Origin of the sequence: Micrococcus sp. GbtcB5 (genome assembly GCF_019091605.1) — a bacterium.
Taxonomy (GTDB): domain Bacteria; phylum Actinomycetota; class Actinomycetes; order Actinomycetales; family Micrococcaceae; genus Micrococcus; species Micrococcus luteus.
Genome location: NZ_JAGXJK010000044.1, coordinates 1 through 7,022 on the forward strand (window position 1 = coordinate 1; position 7,022 = coordinate 7,022).

The following is a 7,022-nucleotide window of genomic DNA, read 5'->3' on the forward strand; positions in this document are numbered from 1 at the left end:
CCGCTGGCGGGGCGACCAGACCACGCTTTACTACCTGAAGCGCGGTGAGCGGGCGAAAATCGAGTCTGGTCAGTTCCCTGTGTCAGGGAGACGCTCTGATGGCTCAGTCATCACCGACTCAAACGGCTATGAGGCAACGTTTATACCGACAGATGTATGGCGAATCAAGGCGCACGACGCCGGTCATCACGGAAGTAGCATAATCCGTGCATTAATCCCCGCCCATCAATTCACCTTTCCTAAGTCTTTGTATGCGGTGGAAGACGCTCTAAGATTCTTCGTAAAGAACAAGCCTGAAGCCGTGATACTCGACTTCTTCTCCGGCTCGGGCACGACAGCTCATGCCGTCATGCGTCTGAACAAGCAGGATGGTGGGCGCCGTCAGTGCATCAGCGTGACGAACAACGAGGTGTCCGCAGAGGAGCAGAAGCGCCTGCGGAAGAAGGGGCTTCGTCCCGGGGACCCGGAGTGGGAGCAGTGGGGCATCTGCGACTACGTCACCAAGCCCCGCGTAACCGCTGCGATCACCGGCAGGACCCCGGCCGGGGATCCGATCAAGGGCGCATACAAATTTACTGACGAGTTCCCCATGGCCGATGGCTTCGAGGAGAACGCGGCGTTCTTCACCCTGACCTATGAGGCGCCCCGGCAGGTGCGCCGCAACCGTGCCTTCGCCCGGGTTGCGCCGATGCTCTGGCTCAAGGCCGGCTCTCGCGGTCGCATCATCTCCAGCCTTCCGGAACGCGGCTGGGATGTGGCACAGGCCTATGGGGTGCTCGAGGACATGGACCACGCCCCCGAGTTCTTGGCCGCCCTAGAGGCCGCCCCCCAGGTAGGGATGGCGTTCGTCGTGACCGACTCCGAGGTGGCCTTCCAGTCCGTGGCCCGACAGCTGCCCGAACACACCACGCCGGTGCGCCTGTACGAGTCCTACCTGCACAACTTCCAGATCAACCGGAGGGCCTGACCCCCATGCGTTACACCCTCAAGGACTACCAGGTGCAGGCTGTCGAGCAGGTCCTGAACCGGCTGCATCGGGCCAGGAAGAACTACCAAGACGACGGCGTCCTGTCCCAGTTTTCCCTGGCCGCGGCGACCGGGGCCGGCAAGACGGTGATGGCCGCGGCCATCATCGAGGCCCTGTTCTTCAGTTCCGACCAGTACACCGAGGACATCGCCCCCGACCCCGGGGCCACCGTGCTCTGGTTTTCCGACGACCCGGACCTGAACGATCAGTCCCGCGCCCGGATCCATGCCGCCTCCTCCGAGCTCGACGGTCGGCTGCGCACCGTGGAGAACTCCTTCGCCGAGACCACCTTCGCCCCCGGCCAGGTGTACTTCCTCAACGCCCAGAAGCTGCGTGAAGGAGCCCGCCTGGTGCGCGGAGCCGCGGACCCCGCCAACGCCGCCACCCCGGTGATGGCCGCCCCCGACATGGCCCAGCGGACCATCTACGACGTCATCGCCAACACCGTGGCCACCCCCGGACGAACCCTGTACTTCATCCTGGACGAGGCCCACCGGGGCATGAAGACCACCAAGAAGAACGACCAGGAACGGGCCACCATCGTCCAGCGCCTGATCAACGGCACCGCCCTGGCCCCGGCCATGCCGATCGTGCTCGGGATCTCCGCCACCGTGGAACGCTTCACTCAAGCCATGGCCCACGCCACCGACCGGGACGCGCTCTCCCCCGTGCAGGTCGACCCCGCGCTCGTGCAAGCCTCCGGGCTGCTCAAGGACGATGTGGTCCTCACCATCCCCGAGGAAGCCGGCGCCTTCGACACCACGCTGCTGCGCGAGGCCGTGGCCCGCACGAAGGCTTCCACCAGAGCCTGGGCCGCCTACGCCGCCGAACAGGGCGAACCGAACCCAGTGGTGCCGCTACTAGTCGTGCAGGTCGCCGACAAACCCAGCGACGAGCACCTCTCGCGAATCCTGGATGTCATCCACCAGGAGTGGCCCGAGCTACGGCCCCAGGACATCGCCCACGTCTTCGGCACCCACACCGACCGGCACCTGCCCGGCCAGATCGTCAACTACATCGCCCCGCAGCGCGTGCAGGAAACCACGCACATCCGGGTGCTGCTGGCCATGGAGGCGATCTCCACCGGCTGGGACTGCCCCCGGGCGGAGGTGCTGATGTCCTTCCGCACCTACAAGGACGCCACCTACGTCCACCAGCTGCTGGGCCGGATGGTCCGCACCCCCCTGGCCCGACGCATCCCGGGCAACGAGGTGCTCAACTCCATCGACTGCTTCCTGCCCCACTTCGACAAGACCACTTCCACCGCCATCGCCCAGACCTTGATGCGCGGACAGTCCGACATGGACGACACCACTTCCGACCCCGCCAGCGCAGCCGCCCGGCGGGTGCTGTTCGACCCGGTCACCCTGACACCGAACCCGGCGGTGGGAGAAGACGTGTGGGCGGTGTTCGACGCCCTGCCCTCGATGAACATCCCCCAGGGCGCCACCAAACCGCTCAAGCGCCTGGACATCCTGGCCAACGCCCTCTCCCACGACGAGCTGCTGCCCGGGGCGGTCAAGACCGCCGCGCACACAATGTGCAAGCTCCTGGACGGATGCAGGGCGCAGTACTCCGAGCAGATCACCGCGGCCCGCCAGGATGTGCTCACCCTGTCGGCCCAGCGGCTGACCGGCCGGCTGGGAACCACAACCCTGAACACCACCAGCCTGGAACTGCTGGCCGATGACCGGGCCATCGAGGAGGCCGCTGCCGCGGCGGCCCGCACCCTCACCGGCTGGATCGCCGGGGCCTACATCGATCACATCGTCCCCGAGGACGAAGAGGAGCTCGACCTGCGCGAAGGAGACATCATCATCGCCTCCCTGGCCCGCACCTCCGAGGTCGTCGCCGACCTGGAGGCCAAGGCCGACAAGCTCGTGCAGGACTGGCTAAGCCAGTACCGCGTACAGATCAACGGCCTGACCGATGAGCGCCAGGCAGTGTACGACCGGGTGCGGGAGATGACCCGTCGGCCTGAACGTGTGGACCTGACCCGCCCGAAGTTGACCCAGGCCGACCAGCAGGAGCGCCTCCCTGATGGCAGCGAGCGTCCTCTGCCGACCCGCACTCTGCATTTGATGGCCGCCGAGGACGGCACCGCACCTGTGGATCTGAACGACTGGGAGCGGCAGGTGCTGGACTCCGAAGCCGCCGAGCCCTCCTTCCGGGGCTGGTACCGCAACCCCTCCCGGGCCTCCAAGCAGTCTTTGGCGATCCCGTTCCAGGACGGCACCGGCCAGTGGCAGGCCCTGCGCCCGGACTTCGTGTTCTTCCACGCCAACCAGGACGGCACGATCCGCGCAGACATCGTGGACCCCCACGGCACGCACCTGGCCGACGCCTTGCCCAAGCTGCGGGGCCTGGCCGAGTACGCCCAGGCCCACGGGGACGCATTCGGCCGGATCGAGGCCGTCGCTGAGATCGACGGCCAGCTGCGGGTGCTGGACATGAAGAACGACGTCGTCCAAGCCGGCGTCCACGCAGCCCAAGACGCTGAATCCCTGTACAAGGCCGCGCCCGCGTACTGAAACAGAAACTCAAGAGACGCCGGCGGCCGAGGACGGGGTTCAGTCAGAGGCTTGCCGGCGCAACGAGGTGTACAGGGTCTGCCGGCTCACCCCGAACGCGCGCGCCACTTCGGCCTTCGGGATCCCCATCTCGATCATCACGCGCGCCTGCTCCACGTCGGTGTCCGAGAGCTTCGGGGCCTGGACGTACTTGCCGCGGGCCTTGGCTAGGGCGATGCCTTCGGCCTGACGCTCCTTGATCCGCCGGCGCTCGAACTCAGCGAACGCCGCCAGGATGCCCAGCATGAGCCCGTCCACCGGGGAGGTGCCGGACTTGTCCACGGTGATCCGCTCTGACACGAACTGCACCGCGCACCCCTTGTCGGTGAGCTCGTCCACGATCGCGTACAGGTCCCGGGTGTCCCGGCCGAGCCGGTCCATCGAGGCGACCTTCACCAGGTCCCCCTCCCGCACGTAGGCCATCAGCTCCGCCAACCCCGTGCGCTTGGCCCTCGAGCTGCCGCTGATCTTGTCCTGGAAGACGCGGTCGCACTCCCCCACCGCCTCGAGCTGACGATCCAGGTTCTGCTCGGCCGAGCTGACCCGCACGTAGGCCACGGTCTGTCCAACCACGTTTTAGACCTTCCGACACTTCTGTCTAACGGCCCGGTTTGGGACCGTCTCTGACGTGATGGTCTCGTGGCCGGGCAGGGTGTGTAAAGGGGTATACCCGGCTTGACGCCGGGATGGGGCAATGAACACCCAGCTGGATCGTGAGGCATCCCTCTGTCGGAGCGTTGACGTTTACTTTACTAACCTGTTAGTATAGTTTCGTTGATGCGACTACAGGCAGAGGACAGGGGTACAACAGTGAACGACGTTGGATCATCGCCGCGGCGGTGGTGGCTGCTCATGACCGTGGGGGCCGGCCTGCTACTCATCACCCTCGACAATTCGATCCTCTACACCGCCTTGCCTACGTTGACCGCAGACCTCGGCGCGTCCGGATCCTCGACACTGTGGATCATCAACGCCTACCCCCTGGTCATGGCTGGCCTCCTCTTGGGAGCAGGCACACTGGGCGATCGCATCGGCCACCGCCGAATGTTCGTCGTCGGCCTGTGGATCTTCGGTGCCGCATCACTGGCAGCGGCATTCTCGCCCAACCCTGCCTTCCTGATCGGCGCCAGGGCACTCCTCGCTGTGGGGGCCGCAGCGATGATGCCCGCCACGCTTGCTCTGATCCGCCTCGCGTTCGACGATCCTCGTGAGCGCAACATCGCCATCGCCATCTGGGGGAGCCTGTCGATCGCGGGGGCAGCGCTCGGACCCATTCTCGGCGGCGCCCTTCTCGAACGGTTCTGGTGGGGATCTGTTTTCCTCATCAATGTCCCCGTTGTTGCCATCGCACTTGTGGCGACCGCAATCATCGCGCCGCACAACCATCCCCCCGATCCGTCGAAGAAGTGGGATCTCGTCTCATCCCTCTATGCGATGGTCGGGCTGGTGGGCACCGTGCTCGTCATCAAGGAACTGGCCCATATTCCACAGAACTGGGTTCTGATCGCAGGGGCGCTGGCGTCAGCAGTCATCGGGTTCGTCCTCTTCGTGCGACGCCAGGGCCGATTGGAAGAACCACTCATCGAGTTCTCCATCTTCCGCAACCGCGCCTTCGCTGGCGGCTCTCTGGCAGCCTTCTTCGCGATGTTCACCATCGCTGGCGCCCAGCTCGCGACCACACAGCGCTTCCAGCTCGTCGAGGGCTTCACCCCCCTGCAAGCAGGCCTGCTAGTCGCAGCCATCGCGCTTGGCGCCCTGCCCTCTGGTGTCCTAGGGGCCGCGATCCTGCACATCGTGGGCCTGCGGATCATTATCTCCGGCAGCCTCGCCATCGCCGCCCTAGGACTAGCTCTCGCCGTGCTGGCCTCTGCGAACGGATCACTACCCCTGCTGGTCGTCAGCTTCATCGTGACCGGCTTCGGCCTGGGCGGCACCTTCGCCGTCGCTTCCGCCGCCATTATGGGCAACGCGCCTCCGCGAAAGGCCGGCATGGCGGCCTCGATCGAAGAAGTCTCCTATGAGATGGGCTCCCTCTCGGCTGTAGCACTCCTCGGGAGCCTCCTGACCTTCGTCTACGCCACAGTCGTCCGACTCCCGGATGGCACTCCCGCCGCAGCGGGGGAGAGCATTGCCGATGCCCTCGGGATCGCCGACGGAGATCTCGACGTGATCGCAGCCGCCACCTCCGCCTACGACACGGCCTATTTGGTCACGATGATCGTCCTCGCTGTCATGCTGGCTAGTGGAGCCGCTCTGACCAATCGGCTGCTCCGCGCTTACGGGCGCGGCAGCGAGGCAATGGAGTACGCCGAAAACCACTGAACCAATCGGAGGGGCGCATGATGGTGCGTGAGAGCAAGAAGACCATGATCCTCGACGCCGCGATCCAAGTGATCGAGGAAGACGGGATCACAGCAGTCACGTTTGACTCTGTCGCGGCCGCTGCAGGGATCACCAGGGCCGGGATCATCTACCACTTCCCATCACGAGACGACTTGATCGCTGCGATCCACCAGAGACTCGCTGATCACTGGGAGCGGCAGTTAGAGATCGCCTGTGGAAAGCCGACCGCTGAGGCAACGCCGATGGAGCGCCTGACCGCCTACATACTCACTTGTTCGACAGCCGCCTCCCGCGCCGAGTTCCAGATGATTCTCGACAGCCAGCACACCCAGCACAAGGCGATCTGGGAAGACCTCATCGACCGATGGACCGGACGTAGCGAACGAGACGAAGCTGAGCGCGACCAGATGACCTCGCTCGCCCTGCTCGCTGCTGACGGGCTCTGGGTCAACGACCTGATCGGAAGCAGGCCCATCTCACAGGACCACCGGAGTGAAACCGCAAAGCAGATCATCGCGCTACTCCAGAATGACGTCCATGAATCCGAGGCCAAGCCCAACGGGTAAGCGAGCCAGCGCGCGGTTGGAGAAGGCCGGATCGACGAATCCGTCGAGCGCGATGATGGGCAACCCTGTCAAGCAAGATCGCACCCTGGCACCTCTCTCCAGCAGCACCCAACTGGCTCTGACACATGCGCCTAGTGGGTATACCCGGTTAAACGGGCCAACCTACCTTCCACTGCAACCGATTGAGAAGGACGCCAGCCGGGTCCACCCCGCCCAGGACGCACCTAGCGGCCACGAAGGATGCCGCCGGCCGGGAAGAGGCGGCCAGCGGCGTCTTCAGTGCGGGGCAGCTCCCAGCGAGGGATCAGTCCACGGGCAGGAAGGAGTTGATCCGCCGCATCAACTTCTCCGCATGATCCAGCGTCGATGGGGCTAGTGCGGTCTTTCCGAGCGCCCCGCGCATCAGAGCGCCCGCAGGCGCATAGTGGTTGAATCGACCGCCATTGATACTTTCCGCCGCAAAATACTCCTCGATTCGACTGGTAAGACGATTTCCCTTAGACAGCTCAGAGACAG

At 65.0% G+C, this 7,022-nt stretch carries 6 protein-coding genes; 4 read left to right on the forward strand and 2 right to left on the reverse strand.

All coding sequences use genetic code 11. The features are described 5' to 3' along the window. Positions 1 to 79: 79 nt before the first annotated feature. Positions 80 to 967, forward strand: a complete 888-nt coding sequence (locus KVS67_RS10990; protein WP_368669054.1) for a DNA methyltransferase — start codon at positions 80 to 82, stop codon at positions 965 to 967. A gap of 5 nt (positions 968 to 972) precedes the next feature. Continuing rightward, on the forward strand, positions 973 to 3,558 hold the full coding sequence (locus KVS67_RS10995) for a DEAD/DEAH box helicase (RefSeq protein WP_217565346.1): 2,586 nt from the start codon (positions 973 to 975) through the stop codon (positions 3,556 to 3,558). A 39-nt stretch (positions 3,559 to 3,597) separates the two neighbouring features. Here KVS67_RS10995 and KVS67_RS11000 read toward each other — a convergent pair whose 3' ends face one another. Beyond that, positions 3,598 to 4,170, reverse strand: a complete 573-nt coding sequence (locus KVS67_RS11000) for a recombinase family protein (protein WP_217565347.1) — start codon at positions 4,168 to 4,170, stop codon at positions 3,598 to 3,600. Positions 4,171 to 4,449: 279 nt separating this feature from the next. Between KVS67_RS11000 and KVS67_RS11005 the strand changes: the two genes are divergently transcribed. Together KVS67_RS11005 and KVS67_RS11010 are read left to right on the forward strand one after the other, a co-directional pair. Further along, positions 4,450 to 5,919 carry an MFS transporter gene (locus KVS67_RS11005; protein WP_254629337.1) on the forward strand — a complete coding sequence of 490 codons (1,470 nt, stop codon included), beginning with the start codon at positions 4,450 to 4,452 and terminating at the stop codon, positions 5,917 to 5,919. A 17-nt stretch (positions 5,920 to 5,936) separates the two neighbouring features. After that, entirely contained in the window at positions 5,937 to 6,506 is a 570-nt protein-coding gene (locus tag KVS67_RS11010) for a TetR/AcrR family transcriptional regulator (protein WP_100056028.1), read from the forward strand. A 304-nt stretch (positions 6,507 to 6,810) separates the two neighbouring features. Here the strand turns inward: KVS67_RS11010 and KVS67_RS11015 are convergent. After that, the coding region (locus KVS67_RS11015; protein ID WP_217565349.1) for a hypothetical protein at positions 6,811 to 7,022 on the reverse strand (212 nt) is incomplete at its 5' end.